Source organism: Parabacteroides sp. Marseille-P3160 (assembly GCF_900162725.1).
Classification (GTDB): domain Bacteria; phylum Bacteroidota; class Bacteroidia; order Bacteroidales; family Tannerellaceae; genus Marseille-P3160.
This window is the reverse complement of the sequence record NZ_LT799418.1, coordinates 1,392,627-1,412,259: the sequence shown is the minus strand read 5'-3', so window position 1 is coordinate 1,412,259 and position 19,633 is coordinate 1,392,627. Positions and strand designations below refer to the sequence as shown.

General features: G+C 43.1%; 14 protein-coding genes. 6 read left to right on the top strand and 8 right to left on the bottom strand.

Features of this window, described 5'->3' with window-relative positions:
• Window positions 1–3: 3 nt before the first annotated feature.
• The 6 genes from BQ8014_RS05695 to BQ8014_RS05670 form a co-directional block, all read right to left on the bottom strand.
• Window positions 4–2,790, bottom strand: coding sequence for a glycoside hydrolase family 2 protein (locus BQ8014_RS05695; RefSeq protein ID WP_080903528.1), 2,787 nt, complete (start codon window positions 2,788–2,790; stop codon window positions 4–6).
• Between the two features lie 278 nt (window positions 2,791–3,068).
• A complete protein-coding gene (locus BQ8014_RS05690) occupies window positions 3,069–4,259 on the bottom strand; it encodes an enolase C-terminal domain-like protein (RefSeq protein ID WP_080903527.1) in 1,191 nt (396 codons plus the stop codon).
• Between the two features lie 44 nt (window positions 4,260–4,303).
• The gene (locus BQ8014_RS05685; RefSeq protein ID WP_080903526.1) at window positions 4,304–5,851 is read right to left on the bottom strand and encodes an endo-1,4-beta-xylanase; all 1,548 of its coding nucleotides are present in this window, start codon (window positions 5,849–5,851) and stop codon (window positions 4,304–4,306) included.
• A gap of 11 nt (window positions 5,852–5,862) precedes the next feature.
• Window positions 5,863–7,101 (bottom strand): MFS transporter, encoded by a 1,239-nt coding sequence (locus BQ8014_RS05680; protein ID WP_080903525.1) that lies wholly within the window; start codon window positions 7,099–7,101, stop codon window positions 5,863–5,865.
• Window positions 7,102–7,166: 65 nt separating this feature from the next.
• Window positions 7,167–8,627, bottom strand: a complete 1,461-nt coding sequence (locus BQ8014_RS05675) for a RagB/SusD family nutrient uptake outer membrane protein (protein WP_080903524.1) — start codon at window positions 8,625–8,627, stop codon at window positions 7,167–7,169.
• A gap of 12 nt (window positions 8,628–8,639) precedes the next feature.
• Window positions 8,640–11,630 carry a SusC/RagA family TonB-linked outer membrane protein gene (locus tag BQ8014_RS05670; RefSeq protein WP_080903523.1) on the bottom strand — a complete coding sequence of 997 codons (2,991 nt, stop codon included), beginning with the start codon at window positions 11,628–11,630 and terminating at the stop codon, window positions 8,640–8,642.
• A gap of 202 nt (window positions 11,631–11,832) precedes the next feature.
• Here BQ8014_RS05670 and BQ8014_RS05665 point away from each other — a divergent pair, with 202 nt between their 5' ends.
• Together BQ8014_RS05665 and BQ8014_RS05660 are read left to right on the top strand one after the other, a co-directional pair.
• A complete protein-coding gene (locus BQ8014_RS05665; protein ID WP_080903522.1) occupies window positions 11,833–12,579 on the top strand; it encodes an IclR family transcriptional regulator in 747 nt (248 codons plus the stop codon).
• A 42-nt stretch (window positions 12,580–12,621) separates the two neighbouring features.
• Window positions 12,622–14,271, top strand: coding sequence for an ATP-binding protein (locus BQ8014_RS05660; protein ID WP_080903521.1), 1,650 nt, complete (start codon window positions 12,622–12,624; stop codon window positions 14,269–14,271).
• Window positions 14,272–14,438: 167 nt separating this feature from the next.
• Here the strand turns inward: BQ8014_RS05660 and BQ8014_RS05655 are convergent, their stop codons facing one another.
• The gene (locus BQ8014_RS05655) at window positions 14,439–15,263 is read right to left on the bottom strand and encodes an ROK family protein (protein WP_080903520.1); all 825 of its coding nucleotides are present in this window, start codon (window positions 15,261–15,263) and stop codon (window positions 14,439–14,441) included.
• Window positions 15,264–15,332: 69 nt separating this feature from the next.
• Complete coding sequence (locus tag BQ8014_RS05650; protein ID WP_080903519.1) at window positions 15,333–16,259, bottom strand: hydrogen peroxide-inducible genes activator; 927 nt, start codon at window positions 16,257–16,259, stop codon at window positions 15,333–15,335.
• A gap of 159 nt (window positions 16,260–16,418) precedes the next feature.
• On the opposite strand from BQ8014_RS05650, the gene BQ8014_RS05645 reads away from it, so the two are divergent.
• The 4 genes from BQ8014_RS05645 to BQ8014_RS05630 all read left to right on the top strand — a co-directional run.
• The gene (locus tag BQ8014_RS05645; protein ID WP_080903518.1) at window positions 16,419–17,462 is read left to right on the top strand and encodes an agmatine deiminase family protein; all 1,044 of its coding nucleotides are present in this window, start codon (window positions 16,419–16,421) and stop codon (window positions 17,460–17,462) included.
• A gap of 3 nt (window positions 17,463–17,465) precedes the next feature.
• The gene (locus BQ8014_RS05640; protein ID WP_080903517.1) at window positions 17,466–18,341 is read left to right on the top strand and encodes a carbon-nitrogen hydrolase; all 876 of its coding nucleotides are present in this window, start codon (window positions 17,466–17,468) and stop codon (window positions 18,339–18,341) included.
• Window positions 18,342–18,445: 104 nt separating this feature from the next.
• A complete protein-coding gene (locus BQ8014_RS05635) occupies window positions 18,446–18,718 on the top strand; it encodes a hypothetical protein (RefSeq protein WP_080903516.1) in 273 nt (90 codons plus the stop codon).
• A 286-nt stretch (window positions 18,719–19,004) separates the two neighbouring features.
• On the top strand, window positions 19,005–19,633 hold a 629-nt coding region (locus tag BQ8014_RS05630; RefSeq protein ID WP_160150127.1), incomplete at its 3' end, for a Gfo/Idh/MocA family protein.

The following is a 19,633-nucleotide window of genomic DNA, read 5'->3' as shown; positions in this document are numbered from 1 at the left end:
ACCTTAATAGTCAATCGTTTGTTCCTGAGCCTTTGCATTCCATGATTTAACAACAAGCTTTACCTGTTTCACAGGCTGCTTCTCCCGCAAAAGAATTTCCATATCAATCTGCTTCGACTCTCCGGGGGCCAGCCAAAAGAAATTATCATTTGCATAAAACGACCGGCTACATCCTTCTATATCCATCGTTGTCATGAAAGAAGGATTCTTCCCCGTATTTTTGACGGTAAAAGAAATCGTCCCTCTGTCGTTCATAAATGACTCTTTTTTCACACTCGAAAGTACCAACGATGTTTTAGTCTTAGCGACTGTAGGTTTTAGCCATGGGCCTTTGTCCAAAGCAGGCCATGCAACCGGTTCCGTACTATATTGATGATAAAATGCCGGATCTTCCATCAATCGAATGGTCCTCGGCCAATATTCAGCTTGTGAAACCAGTTGGTCTTTATCATTATATAAAGACGCCACTGCAAAGAAATATTTTTCTTTATACGAATCAGGAATAGAGAAACTACCTAAGTCAAGAGAAGTCACAGACGTTCCCTGTAAAACTTGTAGCGGTTTCCGTTCCTTCCAAATCTCATTGAACCGATAATCCAATATCCGCACTTCTACCTTTCCACTGACGGAAGGCTGATTCACTTCGTTCAGCACCTTTATTTTCACGGGGAATTCCTCCCCCGGAGCCCATAGAAGACGCTCTATAGCAAAAGATATGCGAGTCGGTTCATACGTCCTTTTCAAAAAGTAATAAGTTGCCGACGGTTGTCCGTAACCATCCACCAGATGGATGGCCGCCACTACCGGCCAGGGACGTTTATATACCCAGGGCATCAGTCCGGTCGTAATCGGATAATTACCTTGGAAGCTTTCCGACATCACCTGGTAAAACTCTCCTGCCCCGACTTGGGTCGCCTCGGCAATTTTCTCTATATCCGGCTTGGACATATCGTCGATATGGGAAGCGCGGCTTAACATCCGGGGAACACGGGCGGGATTATATTCGGCAAAATGTTCCACGAATTCCGGATGGGAAGCGGCGAATTCCTTATCATACATGCCGCTTAGATTATTCAGCTCCGAATCAGTCACGACCTCCCGGATATTTCTCGCATCCGTAATGCTATGGATTCCCGTCTCCGCTACATAGGGAACCAAATCAAACGTTTTATACCAGGACGGATCAAAGTCCGGATACAAATGCATCGACCCGGCATCCGGAGAAGTTCTCAAGAACGGCCTTGTAGGATCGAATATCGCTAAGTTCCTTTCCAGGATGCCGATGGAAGCCGCATTACCCGTCGAATAGGGGTTAAACTCATTGCCGCCGCACCAGACCGCCAAAGAAGGTTCGTTTCTCAAGCGGAAAATATTCTGGCAAACCTGTGCTTCCCAAACATCCTGAGGCCATTCGGGCGTGTCGAAATTAGCTATGCAAAAGTCCTGCCAGACCATGATCCCGTATTTATTACAGGCATCGTAAAACTCCTTGCTTTCCAACAGGCCGCTTCCCCAGATCCGGAACATTTGTATGCCGGCTTCTTTTGCCATCCGGATCGCCCAGTCGTATTTATCCGCAGTCAGGTCATATAAGGCGTCTACCGGCATCCAATTGATTCCTTTGACAAAGATCTTTTGTCCGTTCACGACAAACTGCCAGTCCTGCCAACGGTCGTTGGTTCGAATGCCGGCGCTCCGGACTTGCTCTATCTTGCGAATGCCAAAATCAAACTCGATACAATCGGCTTTCCCTCCGTCTACATATAAGGTAACCCTTGCCTTATAATAATCGGGGGAGCCGATACCGTTCGGGTTCCACAACTTGGGATGATCCAGGGTAAAAGCTTCTTCCAACCAGCAACGTCCTTCAATGACATAAGGAGTGAACTCCCGAGTATAAGCGGCCCGGCCTTTGTCGATTAACTCCAGAACGACTTTAAGTTTCTCCTTTACAGGCCTATTCAGCGGCGCTGTTTTGGGATTACTGTAATCCACTAACTGCCGGTTTCCATCGGGATGCAAAATATAGTCTTTTGAATTCGTCCCGGAAAAGAGTTCTACGCTAAAGCCTATATCCGCCTGATTATCTTTTAATTGCTTAGTAAAAAGGAAAGGCCGTTCCAGATGATAATGAGGCACTATTTCGATACGAATATTCCGCCACATGCCTAAATTGAAATAAGGTTCCATAGCGCTTCCACCCGTAAGAAACCAACCTTTTACAATTTTTCCCGGCTTCCGGCTATCATGATTCGGGTTATTATAGTTGGCGGAAATTACCTCGACTATCAATTCATTATTTCCCCCAAAGGAAGCTTCCTTGCTAATTTCGATGACCGGGCCACCGAATATACCCTGATGCGTGCCTAAGAGCTTCCCATTTAACCATATTTTGGCAAAATAATCGATCCCGTCAAAATTCAACAGAATATTTTTCCCTTTGGCTTCATCAGGTAAACTAAATTCCTTTTTATAATACCAGACTTTTTGTTCCAGTTTTTCATGTTCCTTTGCATTCAGGTGTTTATAAGGATCACCCAGCTTGCCGGCTTTAAAATGTGCCATTTGTACGGAAGTGGGATAAGCAACCGTAAACCAGTTGTTTTCATTCAATTCATTTAAATCGGCAACGGGTTTGTCTTTTGCGCTCAAAAGCCAACCCGGGGAAAGATCGATATGCTGTTCCTCTGTACGGGGAAATACATAATAAGGAGATTCCAGCACTTTCTCCTGTGCATAAAGCGTTGTATTAAAGAGAAAGCCGATCCATAAAAGATATTTTATTTTCATAATTCCTTTCTATTATCTAAAAACATATGATTGAAAACCAGCGGAATAATCAAGAGAAAAAGGAGTGCATTAATTTCTCCGATTCAGTACTGTCGTTTTTTGAATAAGGATGCGTCGAAAGTCACCGCTTATCAACTTAAAAAATTGACAACTATGAATGAACGCAGTCATAACTATGAACGAACGCAATCATAACTATGAATGTGTGTATTCATAGCTATGAATTTTTGCAGGATTTCCTCTTGACACATCCTCATCTTCAAACTCATTTGCAGCGTCTAAATACCTCCTACATTAGGATACCAATCCGGCCGGCGGGGATCCTGATGGAAACGGGCGTAATAATCGCCATGTTCCTCATAATAGCGTTCGTATTTCGCCATCTTCTCTTCATCCAATGCGACTCCCAGACCGGGCCCGTCCGGCACCTTAATGGCCCCGTCCACGTACTGCATCTTTCCTCCCTGGATGATATCGTCTTCCAGATAATGATAATGCGCATCGCCGGGCATCGTCATGGCCGGAATCGTGGAGGCAGTATGCAACATCGCCGCCAATTCAATACCAAATTCAGCGCCGGAATGCATCGCTACTCCCAGGTTAAACGTCCGGCAGACAGCCGTCAGGTCTTTCACCCCTCTCGGCCCTTCCCAGTAATGGAGGTCGGTAAGGATAATATCGATCGAACGCAAATGGATGGAAGGGCCCAGATCATCGAACTTATTCGGATACATGTTCGTTGCCAGGGGAATGCGAACTTGTTCCCGAACCGCTTTCATGCCTTCGATTCCCCAGGAAGGATCCTCGTAATATTGCAGCTCCAGATCTTCCATCCGGCGCCCGGCTTTCACAGCGGTAGCCACACTCCAGACTCCATTCGGATCGATACGCAGCCCGAAGTCATCGCCTAATTTTTTACGGCAAAGCTCCAGGACTCTGACTTCTTCCATCGGATCCATTACGCCGGCTTTCAATTTCATGGCGGTAACGCCCAATTGCTCTTTCAACTGGACACAGAAGTCCGCCATATCCTCCGCACAAGTATCATCTCCTCCCTCCGGGCGGTCATAGCGCCAGAACAGATAAGCGATCATGGGGATGGAATCCCGCAGCTTGCCCCCGAGTAATTGATTCATCGGGACATTGCACGCTTTTCCCATAATGTCCAGGCAAGCGATCTCGATAGCACCATACAAACGCGAGTTGGATAGATAATAAATACTCCGGAGGACTTTCAACTTGATCGCTTCCAGGTCGAACGGATCCATACCTACAATACGCGGCTTGAGCTTCAGGAGCGCGGCCCTGGAATCTCCGCCTCCCACTTCCCCAAGGCCGACAATCCCCTCGTCGGTAATCAGTTCCAATACTGTCCGTAACAAATAACCGGGATGTACCCCTGTGTTGTGCCGCAACATACAATTCATCGGTATGGCCACACACCGCACCCTCATGTCAATAATCTTCATTTCTTTTATTTTTTATAGATAAACTATTTGTTCGATTTCTATTCTTATAAATTAAAGCCGTCGCCGTCGTTTTTCAAATAAAAATCTTTATACTGCGTTTTCCCCTTTTGATCTTTCCAGCTGACCCGGTATTCGCCTCTGAATCCGCGGAATTTAAGGACACTCCCTTTCTCTACTTTTGCCGTAAGCTGCGTTTTCCATTCATGATTGATCAATTGATCCAAAGCAAAAAAGGCAGGCTTCGGTTTCATATCCCGGGAAAAGATTCCCGATACGGAAGGCTCGCCCGGAGCGCCGCAATCATCCACTACATTCCACCAGGTAATACCCATCATCGGCTTGATGCTGAACCATAAGCGATAGAGATTGCGGGTAATTATCGCTTGGATCGCTTGTCCTTTTTCATCATTTCCCGGAGCCGTGATAGTTATTTCACTTAAATGGATGGGTAGGCCTGCTTGGGCAATTGTGGATATCTTTTTCCATACAATCTCCGGCGTTTCTATCGCTTTTCCGTCAGCAATATCCAGGCATTGTTGCGGATCGAACAGATGCATTTGCGAACCCATGATATCGATCTTGCAACCGCGCGCCAACAAATCTTTTACCTGATCGACGTAACTTTGATCGTTTTTATAGTCATTAATGTTCATCTTTATATTCCCGGGGAAAACGCGGTTCGCCACTTTGAACGCTTCATAGGTATAATCTCCGGGCATAATGCCATAATGACTTTTACAAATACCGTCACCCGGGATCATCCGCCCCAGAGAATAATCAGTAGCGCTTTCATTAACGATATCCCAACTATCGATCCGGTCTCCGTAATATTCCGCCAGCTCTACAATACGTTTTTCGAATAATTGCTTCATTTTTTTCGTATAATCAGGCAATAAAGCCTCTACCTGTTGGGGAGTCATTTTATTATATTCATCTGTAAACTTGTCTCCGATGGTACCCTTCTTTTCAGAAGCGAACTCAGCCAATCCCTTCAGATTATTTTTCTCTTCTTCCGTAGCATATTTTTCGAATAGCCACTCAGGATGTTGCCAGCGACGGTTTCCCCAAATAAGAGTATGTCCATGCAGACGAATTCCCTTACTCTCGCAGAAACGGACTACCTGGTCGGAAGAAGGACGGCGCCAATGCGGCTCTTTCTTTGGTTCTTCCACGCCATTCCAATAGGCTTCCGTATCCCAATATTCCTCCCTGAGACGGGGACGATTGGGTTGCATCTCGAATTTCTTCCAATAAAAAGAGATTGTTGCTGAATTAAATAAAGTACCGTACAATTCTTTGTACTTCTCATTGCGTTCGCGCGTTCCCAATTGGTTATAATTAAAAATATGGGCGCCAAAAATAAAGTCATGGGAAAGCTGTTCCACTTTCACTTCCGTACCGACCGGAACCGTACCCAGTTTGCATACCGCATCCGCTTTCCGGTTTTGTTCGATATCCCGGTCTATTTTCGCCTGGACTTCCGGGTTCCACAATTTCCAATAGGCTTCGCTCATCACGGCATCCGGTTGGATCTCCTGCGCATATCCTTTCACACACAATAGAGCAAACAATAATAAAAGTTTCATTTTCATAATTCGTTTCTTTAATATTTAGTATGGTATTCTTCCTTATAATATTCTTTTTCAAAGAAAAATTTGATGGCTATAAAGACCATTAAAGCAGCGATCACATAAAACAAAGAAAGTGAAGATATGCCGATTGATAATCCGTATTCCATTTTGACAAAGCCTAATACTAATGGAGCAAAAGCGCCTACAAGAAACGCAAAAGCAGTCATAATTCCTACAGAAGAGGATCTTAAATCCGGTTGAATCACATCAAATAAAGCGGCATACAAATTTGAATCATAGATTCCTCTGAAAAAACCGAATAAGGCCAATGCCAAACAGCTTACATATAAATTAGAAGTATATCCCATTATAAAAATAAAAGGAGCTCCTAACAGTAAACCGATGAATTCCGTCTTCATCCGAATCGTTTTATGTTTTAACGCTAATTTATCCGATAGTTTTCCACCGAAAATAACCCCGACTAAAGCAAGGGAAAAATGGAAAAACATAGAAATAAAGCTGGCTGTAGATAGAGGCAAATTAAACTTTTCATGATAGAAGGTAGGCATCCAGGTTACATACCCGATATTGACGAACACCATTCCCCCAAATGCCAGACAGAGCATCCAAACTGTTTTCTTTTTGAATATCTCCCGTATGACCTTTCCAATAGAATGTTGTGTTTTTTCTATCTTCTCGTGTGGTGTATCCTTCATCCTGAAAAACAAATATATAGAAAGCAGAAGTCCTCCTATACCGAACGTAAAAAAAGAGAAATGCCATCCGAAACGCTCTCCGATATAAGCTGCCAGAAAGCCGCTTACCACGATTCCGACATAAAGTGATGTTTGATGAATAGACATGGCCATCGCTCTCGTTTTCTGATGATATTGCCCGATCAAAGAGGTTGCTGCAGGATAATAAAAGGCTTCTCCCCCGCCGGTCGTAATTCCCCTTAGAATAATCAACGAAATGAGTCCTGTACTGAATCCGGTCAATAAAGTTCCGACACTGAAAACAAGAAGGCTCGTGAATATAATCCATTTACGTTTCATAAAATCGCCTAAATAGCCGCCGACCGGCACCAAAAGGCCATACACAACTGTAAAGATGGAGGCGACCAGGCCCAATTCGACATCTGTCAGATGGAGATCTTCTTTGATTAAGGGAATAACTGCATTAAATATTTGCCGGTCTCCTTGATTCAAGAAATAAGCAAACCAAAGCATGATAATCAATTCCCATTTATAGGGCACTACCTTTTTATTCATATTTTTATTATTGACAGGAAAGGTTATCCTTGCTTATAATAAAGTAAGGATAACTCCCCTTTACTTTAATAACCCGGGTTCTGATCGACAGTTGCATCCAATCCTTTGTTATAGTCAAACTCTGTTGTCGGTATCGGAAACAGAAAATGTTTATCCGCTACATCAATCCCTTTGACCTCCTTAATCACCTGTTTCGCAATGCCTAAACGGACAAGAAATGGCCAACGCTTCGCTTCATTATAATTTTCATAAGCCTGCTCACGAACCAACAAATTTATAAACTTCTCTTTGGTATTATATTCCTCCAACTTAAAATCAACGGGCGAAGGGGCTGTTGGAGAATAGCCATAAGCTCTTCGATGTATCATATTCAACTTCTCCATTGCATCTGCCGTAGGTGAACCGGAAGCTTGTGTAGTGGCTTCGGCATATAACAACAAGATGTCTGCATAACGAATCAGTGGATTGGATACGTTGGCGGCTCCTCCCCCTGTTGCTTCAGGGTCATAAAATTTAGACGGCAAATAAGTATTATCTCCCAAGCCAATATTATAATGTAATATATTATAATCTTTCCTGAGATCATTCACATCCCATTCGGCAATCACTTTATTTGTTGAAGTAGTGTATAGCCCATACCATCCTCCGGCTCCATGCATCTTTTTCCCTTCGATCGTGGCGCCCGGATGAGCGCAAAACATCACAAATTCCCATCCCAAATCATTCGTCCGGGAAGATTTCAGATAAAAGATCTCTTCCGGGGTATTCGTTACATCGGGTCCGAATATTTTTTCAAATTCCCTGGAAGTTGTGACCGGAACTAAACTATATGCTCCACTATTAATCACCTCCTCAGTCAGTCGTTTCGCCTCTGTATAATTTCCCAACTGAGCTTGAACCTGGGCAAGTAAACTTTTAGCTATGTTTTTCCCCGGTGTCCCAACGAGTCTTGGTTTATCCGGTGCATTTGCAACAGCATATTCCAAATCGCTTTTAATAAGTGCGTATATATCCTCTGCAGAACTTTTAGCCAAGTTCCATTCTGACATATTTTCTTCCGTTCTTAAAGGTGCAGCATTCCAGAAGCGAACTAAATAATAGTAACTAAAAGCACGTAAAAATTTCAGTTCTCCAATATAGGCCGCTTTTTGCGTATCATTTAATTCTGTAGCTTCGGATAAACGTGATATAGGAATATTACAATCACGAATAGCTCCATATAAAGACCCCCATATTCCATTTGTTCTATTCACATTAGTCGTATTTAATCCGGCATATCTACTATTATCTTCCCAACTACCTCTTCCATACTGATAGTCTGCAAAGCATTCCATTATTCCAGGATAACTCATTGCAAAACCACTTCTCAATTTTGCCAATGGAGCCATCACTGCTGCATCCGCTTCTGCTGCAGTATTATAAAATGTTTCAGCAGCGACCGCTTTGGGCTCTTCATCCAGCCAATTCTGGCAGGATATAAAAGATAGCATCCCAATCATAACTATAAATAATATATTTTTTTTCATTTTCTTATTTATTTAAAATGAGACTTTCACACCAAATGATATCGTTTTACTATTGGGATAAGTCAAGTAATCCAACCCAAGATTTACAGAATTGCCACCTCCCCACGAGTTGACTTCAGGATCCATTCCGGAATAATCGGTAATTGTTAATATATTTTGTGCACTTACATAGAGTTGAATTCCTTTCAACCAATGCCCCGGACTCCATTTTTGAATGGGCAAGCGATAGGCCAGAGAAATATTTTTCAAACGTAAATAGGAACCATCTTCAATAAATCGATCCGAATGAACCAGATTTTGATTGGCTGTCAGTCTGGGATATTTAGCTACAGCATTCTGTTCCGGAGTATTAGAAGAAGACCAATGGCTATAAAGTACATCTTTCCTCAGATTCAACCCCATCCCATAATCATAATTCGCCGTTTCTCCCACATTATATATATCATTACCTCGGCTTCCCTGCAGGAAAAAAGAGAATTCGAAATCCTTATATTGAATAGTTGAATTTAATCCATAGGTGAAATCCGGATTGGGATCTCCCAAAACAAATCGATCTTCTGTGGTCAAATTACCATCATTATCCACATCGATATATTTAAGTTGTCCGTTCTCATCATATCCATCTTCTTTAAAAACATAGAAAACACCCAAAGGCTCTCCTTCTCGTATTAAATTTATGGTACCGTCAATATATGATAAACCGACACTGCTTCCATAAATATCATTCCCATCATACAATTTTTCGACCCGATTCTTATTCAATGCAAAATTAACAGACGCATTCCACAGAAAATCTTTTGTGCGGATCAAATCTCCGTCAATCAAAAGTTCGAACCCTCTATTACTCATTTCGCCTATATTCTGAATGGTATTACTATAACCTGTAGACGCAGGTAAGGAAACCGAATTCAACAGATTGGTCGTTTTTTTATAATAATAATCGGCTGTTATGCGTAAACGTTGATCCAACAAACTTAAATCCATACCAAAATTCCACTGAGTAGTCGTTTCCCACTTTAAGTTTGCCGGGAAAGTCGTACTTGCTGCATAATAGGTATATACATCTCCATTTGCCGGAGCCTTTCCTTGGCTCAACATATTCATAGTAGTATAAGGACTGATAGCCGTAGAACCAGTGGCCCCCCAACCTACACGAAGTTTTAAGTCCGAAAGGAAATCCGCGTCTTTTAGAAAATCTTCATCTGAAATACGCCAAGCTAAGGCCGCAGATGGAAAATATCCCCATTTATCTCCCTTGCTATAGCGAGAAGAGCCGTCAGCACGTATACTTGCCGTTGCCAGGTATTTACCTTTATAGGAATAGTTTGCCCGTCCCAAATAAGACATTAAAACCCATTTGGTATAACTGGTTCCGGGAGTGCCATGATTTGCTGCCGCTCCTAACTGGTAAGACTCCGGTGCATCACTTAGGAAACCATTTCCACTGGCGGATAAAGAAGTTCCTTTATATTCCTGATAGGTAAAACCTCCCATCAGATTCAAGCGATGATTTTCTGCAATTGTTAGATCATAATTGGCGATATTTTCATTGACAATTGTTGTCTCTTGATTACTTGATACCGAAGCGCTGGATGAACTATATAGATATTTGGAAGTAGTGTAGCTATCCGTACGATAATTAAGCGATTCAATGCCTAAAGAAGATTTAATAGATAACCCTTTTACCGGCTTCCAAGTAAGAGCTGCATTTACATTACTAAGATCAGCTTTTGTCTTATTGCTGGTTTCATTTATCAAATTAATTGGATTATACAATGCATTTGACATAAACGGATAAGCTAAACGGAGATCTTGGTAGGAACCATCTTCATTATACGGTGTTAATGTAGGAGGGGATGCTATGGCTCCCCCAATGAGAGATCCCCCTCTATTACTTCCACTAGAGCTTTTCAGATGCTTGTCTGTTCTTGTATAAGAAGCAATTAATGACAAATCAAAATAATCATTGATAGCATGATCTATACTGGAACGCACATTGTATTTATTATATAGACTATTAGGGATAAGCCCGTCTCTTAACATAAGCGAACCGCTTGCGAGTATCCTTGTCTTTTCTGTCCCTCCGCTTATAGTAACATTGTGATTCTGAACAGGCGCATCTTTAAACACAAGAGATTGCCAATCTGTTCCTTTACCAAAAGCGGCAATTTGTTCAGCTGTAAAATACTCTTTTCCGGTAGCAATCAGTCGCTGTTCATTATACAATTCCCCCCATTCGGTACCATTCATCATATCCAGTTTTTTAATTTGTGACTGCATACCATATTCAAAATTGTAATCAACGGATGTAGTTCCGGTCTTTCCTTTTTTGGTCGTAATAAGAATTACCCCGTTAGCACCACGAGAACCATAAATAGCTGTTGCCGAAGCATCTTTAAGCACTTCGACCGATTCTATATCATAATTATTGATGGAAGAAGCATTGGAAGGTATTCCATCAATTACATACAAAGGAGTATTATCTCCTCGGATAGAGTTGGTTCCACGAATACGAATACTGAAATTTCCTTCCGGAGATCCGGTGTTGGAAGTAATGACAACTCCCGGTACACGGCCTTGCAAGGCTTGAATCGGATTGGCAACCGTAAAAGCTGTCATATCCTTTGCTTTTACAGAACTGAGTGAGCCGGTTAGGTCGCTTTTTCTCATCGTACCATAACCAACAACGACCACCTCCTCCAATACTTCCGTATCTTCATTTAAAGCGACATCGACAACCGTTCTATCGCCGATTGAAATTTCTTGGCTCATGTATCCAATACAGGAGAACAAGAGAACAGATTGTCTGGGGACTTCCAATCTGTAGTTACCATTAAGGTCGGAAATCGTTCCGATAGAGGCAGAACCTTTCACGACTACATTCACACCTACCAGCGGTTCGCCGGTCTTCACATCTGTTACTTTCCCTTGGATAGTCTGCTGGGCATAAGCCGGGAGGGAAAATAGCAAAACCAATAAGAAAAACAAGAATCGTTTTTTCATGAAATAGTGATTTAAGTTTATAATATAAAAGTAACTTTTACATTGCAATATTAATACACCATCATATTATATGCAAACAATCAGGACAAAAATTTTATAAACATGCCTTTAAACATAAAATAAGGGCTTTTTTCATATATTAAAGACGAAAATACAAGTTATCTCAAAAATAGCTATAATTTTGCATTATAAAATTAAACTCATGATACAGGTTGTTAATAGAGCATTGAACATTCTTGAAATAATTGCTAAGAATCCGGAAAAAGAAGTAGGACTTTCCGAAATTGCCGATTCACTGGGACTAAACCATGGTACTTGCGCTAATATTTTAAAAACATTAGTGAATCGTGATTATGTAGAACAAACGGCTGCAAAGAAAGGATATAAATTAGGTTACATGGCCTACCGACTCACCAATGCAAATTACTACAACGTAGAACTGCTGAATGTATCCAAAGCTTCTATGGAAGATCTGGCAAATGAAATTAATGAAACGGTAATCTTATCCGCCATAAAGAATGATAAACGTATTCTATTGAAGGAAATCCCCTGCAATCATGAAGTCCAAGTGAAAACAGCACAGGAATCATCCGTATATAGAGCAACTACCGGCCGGATGATCCTGGCTTTCTATTCTCCGAAAGAGCTGGATGACTTTGTGCAAAGAATCGGATTGCCTTCGGAAGAGGATTGGCCGGAAGTAAAGACCAAAACAGATTTGATCCATCTTCTGGACGAGATAAGGACGAAGAAGTTTGAGATAACTTGTAACAAAAACCATGTGATCGGATTGGCAACCCCCTTATTCAAGAAAGACACGGTAATTGCAAGCTTAGGTATTTATTTGCCGGACTTGCGTTTCGGGAAAACTGAAAAGAGCAAAATAGTCAAGGCCCTCCAAACGGCAACAGATCTCATTAATAAGGAACTTACCAGGTTACATATATAAAAGTTATCTGTATTTTTGTTGATCGTATTAACGGTATTGCTTATGGAATTTTACGAAGATAAAAATATTGAATACAAAAGGATAGATAAACTGTTTGGGAAAAAAGCCGTTCTTTCTGATATTGCAGAAGAATGCGTGGCTTTTGCCAATGCCCAGGGAGGATGGATCATTGCGGGAATTTCAGACGGAAAAACAGAACCGCCTCCATATCAAAAAATAGACCCGGATGAAATGAATAAGGTTGTTTCAAGGTTACGTTCATTAACTGATAGCGTAGGTTTTGTTAATCCTGAAATCATTACGCACGAAAACAGCGGACAATTCTTCAAATTTCGAATATTGCCGACTTCCAGGACAATAGCGACAACGACCTCCGGTAAAGTCTTTATTCGTATCACAGATAAATGTATGCCGGTTTCAGGTGAAGATTTAACAAGCCTTGCGGCTGATAAAAACGCTTTCCAATGGGAATTAGTCCCAACAAAAACATCTTTAAATAACGCTGACGAAAAAGCTAAAACAGAATTTCTAAATGATATTCGTAATTCTCCAAAAATATCGGATTTCATTAAAAACAAAGACAATAATGAAATTTTATCCTATTACCAGCTTATTACAGAGGATGGAATACTTACAAATTTAGGAGTCCTTTGGATGGGAACGCCTGCTCAAAGGGCCAGACTTGCGTATCCAATAACGGTTCAATATATCGTATATAATACGAACGGAGAAAAAATACGAAAGACAGATTGGCATTTCCATCAATTCTCGCCCAAACAACTTTTATTAAATATAGAGAAAAATGCGATAGAACTCACTTATACCACTGAAATATCCGACGGACTATTCCGCAAACAAATTCGCAATTACCCAAAAGAGGTAATCCGGGAATTATTAGTTAATGCAATGGCTCATAAAAGATTTACTATTTCAGGGGATATCTTTATTGAAGTCTATCCTGATAAATTTGTTATTACCAGTCCAGGAGGTTTACCTCTCGGAATTACCGAACATAATATTTTACATGAACGTTCACGTCGGAATCCCCATTTAATACAGACATTCCATGATTTAGATTTAATGGAAGGTGAAGGTTCAGGTTATGATCTAGTTTATGAAAAGTTAGCTCGTGATGGCAAGCAACTACCAATTGTTGAAAGTTCTATTACGAAAGTAGCCGTTACCGTATTTTCGGGAATCGTTGATAATGAAGTATTGTCCATCCTTGATTATATAGACAAACACTTTCAACTCACCCAAAAAGAATATATCACTTTAGGAATTATTGCAACAGAACATAAAATTCTTACGACTCAACTATCAGACAGGTTACAATTGACTTCTCAAGACCGTATAAGAACTTGGATGGGAAGTTTGCAGGAGAAAAGAATTATTATTACACGTGGAGTTAAGAAAGGAACAGAATATTTGTTGAATCCGGAACTTTTCGCATCGGCTAAATTAGGCATTATCCCGACCTTGAAAACGATTGAGCCATTCAAATTGGAAGCATTGATCGAGGAAGATCTGAAATATAATGGAGAAAGTAAAATGTCTGATGTACAAAATCGGATAAAGGAAGTTCCCAGAGAAGATATTCAAAAAGCTGTATATCGGATGGTTGAACGTGGAAATATAATTGCTTTTGGTGGAAAGCGAAACCGTACTTATTGTTTGGCTAAAAAAAAATAATAGAAAAATAAAACATCGCTATAAATCAAGCTATATACTGATAATCAATAAATTAATTTATTTTCAGCACATTTCAATTCTAATATAAATTGAAACCACTTTTTTAGTAACGGCTTAAAGTGAGCTGGTATGACCTGAAAAACACTTCGAGACTCTTCTCAATGTACTTATACCAGCATGGAAGCGCCCAACAAAGCTATATCTTCTTGCTTAGATACAAGAATCTTTACCTTACGGACGGTTTCCGGATAGGGGAAACCGGCAAGGCATTCGTGCATACGAGGAGCAAAATATTCATAGGCTTGGGAAATGCTTCCGCCGAAAATGATAGCCTGCGGATCGTAGGCAAACAAGATGGCCTTGACTAATTCGCCGATATGCAGACCGATCTCTTTCCAAAGGCGAAGGGCGTACGGATCTCCGTTCCAGGCCCGTTCGTAGGCTTCTTTTCCCGTAAGGCGGTACATCTCGGAGAAAAAGGCGCTGCCGCAATAATACTCATAGTTTTGTTCCAGATAAGGCAGGCAGCCGATCTCTCCCGCACCGGTATTATTCCCGCAAAACAATTTGCCATCGATGATAAGCCCGGCTCCTACGCCAGTTCCCAGGGCCACGCAAACCAGATCTTTATAGCCTTTGCCTTCACCGAAATAGCATTCGCCCAAAGCAAAGCAATTGCAATCGTTATTTACGCCGACGGGGAGACCGAATTCTTTCGATAAAATCTTTTTCAATGGAACCTCCTTCCACGAAGGTATATTCGCCACATTATACACCGTACCGGTCTCCGCATCGACTACCGAAGGCACACCGATGCCGATGCCTTTTACTTCCGGCGTAAGCAACTGCCGTATAATCCCCTCTATCTGCGCCAACACTCCCGCTTCGGAAAGATGAGCCTTTGTCGGTTCCATTATTTTCCGTCGGATTTCTCCTTTTTCTATTAAGCCGGCACGGACATTCGTTCCTCCTAAATCGATTCCTATTTTCATATATCTGAAGCTTGTTACGCCATCATTCCATTCCCAACAAGTATAAAGTTATTTACGGAGAGAGAAGCATCAGACTACCTTGACTCCGGCCTGGACGCTGAGCATTGACTTCGGGACCGAGGCTTTCACGCTATCAATCAACTTCTGGGCCAAGGTATGGCGCACAAAGTCTTTGCGGGTGACAAATACGATCTCACGCGCCGGCTTCGGAATGGCAAAAGGACGAACCAGTTCCAATTGCTCAGAATGCAATTGCAGGGAAGCAAGTTCCGGGATAAAGGTGATTCCGTTGCCGCTTTCCACCATCCGCATAAAAGTCTCCATACTGCCCAACTGGTAAGCGGCCTGGCGAAGTTTCACCTTCTCCATCTGGCAAAAACGCATCAACTGATCACGGAAGCAATGTCCTTCGTCCAACAGCCACAGGCGTTCCTGGCTGATATCCGCCGAACGGATCAATTCGTGTTTAAAGACAGGCTCGTTCCGTGAAATATAGCCGAGGAACTGTTCATAATACAAAGTTTGGTTGTTCAACAGATCTTCATCTTCCCTGGAAGCAATGATGCCGGCATCCACCTCTCCGTTCAGCAGAGCGTTCACAGTCTTTGCCGTCTTCATTTCGACAAAACGGATATCCAGTTCCGGATGATTGGAGGTCAGTTGTTGGATAAAGCGGGGCAGTAGATAGGGAGCGATCGTCGGAAGAATGGCGAGGGTAAAGGTACCTTTAAGCGACTGTTCTTCCTCGCTGACAATGTCTTTGATCAAGGAGGCCTGGTGAATGACAACCCTTGCCTGTTCGATAACCTTGCGGCCGGCGGGCGTAGGTTTGATGGGTTGCATACTGCGGTCAAAAAGTTTAACATTCAGTTCGTCTTCCAGTTTTTGAATCATCATACTCAGCGTAGGTTGCGTGACCCGGCAAAGTTCGGCCGCCCGTCCGAAATGACGGCAAGTATCCACAGCCAAAACGTACTCCAATTGTTGTATCGTCATATTTCCAGTTTTTTATATAGCATAAAGAGTGATTCCGAATGACATATGCGTACAAAGGTAATAAAAACAATCGGAGTATATCCTTTTTTCTGTCAGGGCAGTGGCAAAACTTAAAATAGTTACCTTTGTCCGGTTAAACACTTCGATTATTAATAAATTATGCTGAGCGAAAATATAACTTTCCCTGCCGAATGGTATCCGCAAAGCGGAGTACAGTTGACCTGGCCGCATAAACAGACCGATTGGGCCCCTATCCTGAACGAAGTCACCTCCTGTTTCGTCCGGATTGCCAAGGAGATTTTAAAACAAGAATGCCTGCTGATTGTCTGCACCGATGAGAAGGAGGTACAGAGGCAGCTCGGAAAGGTGGACTATAGCCGGGTCCTTTTCAGGGAAATGGAGACGAACGATACCTGGGCCCGCGACCACGGCGGAATTTCCGTCTTTGAAGACGGCGTACCGACCCTCTACGATTTCGTTTTCAATGGCTGGGGGCTGAAGTTCCCTGCTAATCATGACAACCTGATCAACCGTAAGCTCGTGGAGAACGACACTTTTGCCGAAGGGGTGGTTCCGCTCAGCCTGATACCGATCGTCCTGGAAGGAGGAAGCATCGAGTCGGACGGGCAGGGCACGTTGCTGACCACTGTAGAATGCCTTTCTTCGCCCAACCGGAACGAATATCTTTCAAAAGAACAACTGGAAGTCCATCTGAAGGAGATTTTCGGGCTGAAGCGCATCCTCTGGCTGGAGAGCGGTTACCTTGCGGGAGACGATACGGACAGCCATATCGATACCCTCGCCCGCTTCTGCGATGCAGACACGATTGCCTACGTACAATGCACGGAGGAAGAGGACGAGCATTTTGCCGAGTTATCCCTCATGGAAGAACAACTAAAATCCTTCCGTACAGCGACAGGACAGCCCTACCGGCTCATCCCGCTTCCGATGGCCGACAAGGTGGAATGGAACGGCGAACGCCTGCCTGCCACCTATGCCAATTTCCTGATCATTAACGGCGCCGTGCTGGTTCCCTTCTACGATTCGCCGAAGGATGAGGTTGCGAAGGCGGCATTGCAACAAGCCTTCCCGGATCGGGAGATAATCGGAATAAATTGCCTACCTTTGATCAAACAACACGGATCCTTGCATTGTATCACCATGCAGTATCCGGAAGGATTTCTTAATATAAAAGAGAAATAAAAGATGAAAGTCGGAATCATACAACAGGCGAACAGTCCTGACATACAAACCAATATCGAAAAGCTAAAATCCCATATCAGGCAATGCGCCGGAGAGGGGGCCGAGCTGATCGTCCTGCAGGAACTGCACAATAGTCTCTACTTCTGCCAGACCGAAGACACCCGTCTATTCGACCTTGCGGAAACGATTCCGGGCCCGTCTACGGAGATATTCGGAGCATTGGCAAAAGAATTGGGCGCCGTCCTGATCCTTTCCCTATTCGAGAAACGGGCTCCCGGACTTTTCCACAATACGGCAGTCGTGCTGGAGAAAGACGGCCGTATCGCCGGGAAATACCGTAAAATGCATATTCCGGATGATCCCGCTTACTATGAAAAGTTTTACTTCACGCCCGGAGACCTGGGTTTCGAACCGATCGACACTTCAGCCGGCCGCCTGGGCGTATTGGTCTGCTGGGATCAGTGGTATCCCGAAGCCGCCCGGCTGATGGCCATGCGGGGAGCCGAACTATTGATCTATCCAACGGCAATCGGTTGGGAAAGCGCCGACCCGGAAGACGAGAAAATCCGCCAGTTGAATGCGTGGAAAACCGTTCAGCGCGGGCATGCCGTAGCCAATGGGCTCCCGGTGATCGCAGTCAACCGTACCGGTCATGAGCCCGATCCCTCCGGACAGACGAACGGCATCCGGTTTTGGGGCAACAGCTTCGCCTGCGGCCCCCAGGGAGAACTACTCTGCGAATTATCGGGTGATAAGGAAGAAATACAAATCGTTGAAATCGACCGAACCCGGACGGAGCAAGTCCGCCGTTGGTGGCCTTTCTTCCGCGACCGCCGTATCGACGCCTTCGGCGGCATTACCGAACGCTTTTTAAAATAATAATATCAATAGGGCAAATTCGCATTTAAACTCCTATTATGTTCGGCGGAAGCTGATTCCCGGCACTTCATCATCCAGTAGCTCCTCCTATTTAAACTCTTGTTATGTTCGGCGGAAGCATCGATATGGGACATGCCCGCGCCCTGATTCCGGATTTAAACTCTTGTTATGTTCGGCGGAAGCTCCAGCTTCCGTCGGTGATAAAAGCGAGGCTCCCGCCTCGCAATGATTATCCTTTTTTAAAAATAGGCAAAGCAGAAGCTTTGCTTCCAACACGACGGAGTGAGGACATTCCGAACAAATGGGGAAAGTTTGCCCTGATAATTATTTACCAATATTTTGGACGTTTCAATATCATCATCTATTATTTCTTTTAGTTTAGTCGCTTCAAAGAAAATATCTATCAGGCAGATACTGAAACCCTTTTTTATTTTATCCCATTAAAATTTAAACGAGCCCTTAAATTAAAATAACATAAATTTATCGAGCACTGATTGATCATTACCTATGGAATATCAATCCTTAAAGAAATAAAACAATTAAAATGAAAAATGATCCTATTTGCAGGAGTTTCTCTATATTTTACTTAATATTGTGGCATAAAAAGTAAAGACATACATTTGATATCATTTTGTAAACAAATTACGTAAAACAACTTCAATAATGGAGAAGACAAGAAGAACTTTTATCAAAAAAATGACAACAGCGGGAATAGCTGCTGCCGGATTAAGCATCGCGGGAAATGCATCCGCCGTAGAAACATCAATCACAGAAACCCAACAAAAGAAGAAAGCGGCCGGAAAAGACGATGGGAAACTTCGTTTCGGCTTTATAGGTACCGGCTCCCGTTGCCAGGAGCATATCAATAATGTACTGGCGATCTCCGGTAATAAGATCGTGGCCATTTGCGATATACAGAAAGGACCTCTGGAACGTACACTCAAACATATTGCCAAATTCAATGTCCCGGAGCCGAAGATTTACACCGGCAGCGAACGGGCTTTCGAGCAGATGCTGAACAATGAGGAGTTCGATTGCGTGATCATAGCCAGTCCGTGGGAATGGCACGTCCCCATGTCGGTTGCCGCCATGAAGGCCGGCGTCCCGTACGTAGGCGTGGAAGTTTCCGCCGCCAATACGCTGGAAGAATGCTGGGACTTGGTGAATGTCTCCGAAACGACGGGCAGCCATCTGAATATCATGGAGAATGTTTGCTACCGGCGGGACGTGATGGCCTCCCTCCGGATGGTGCGGGAAGGCCTTTTCGGCGAACTGCTTCACGGGGAATGCGG